The 292-nt window shown below is 52.1% G+C and carries 1 pseudogene; it reads right to left on the bottom strand.

Going from position 1 to position 292, the window contains the following annotated elements:
- Positions 1 to 292, bottom strand: a pseudogene (locus ACMV8I_RS21445) (hypothetical protein); the annotation flags it as partial.

The following is a 292-nucleotide window of genomic DNA, read 5'->3' as shown; positions in this document are numbered from 1 at the left end:
TGAGACCCGCCTTTCCCGCCTGTTTCCTGATAGAGTCCTTATCATGGTGAGGCAGCAATGCCCTCACCATGGCGATACCTTCACCATGAGAGTAATATTTTTTCACTACGCCAATTTCCCACGGCTCCCAGGGTTTAGCTCCCGAACGACCGACGCCAACTTTTAGCGCCATCGCTCTGACTGCAGTAACACCTCTTCCCTGGGGGATGGCTATCTCCTTTGCCGGGAGTTTGCCATAGTGCTTTTCAAGAAAGGCGTTTTCAGTTAGCGTCCAGTGAGTGGCATGATTACG

This window comes from Ewingella sp. S1.OA.A_B6, assembly GCF_049889095.1.
Classification (GTDB): Bacteria; Pseudomonadota; Gammaproteobacteria; order Enterobacterales; family Enterobacteriaceae; genus Ewingella.
The sequence above is the reverse complement of the archived record's forward strand: the minus strand, read 5'-3'. Positions and strand labels throughout refer to the sequence as shown.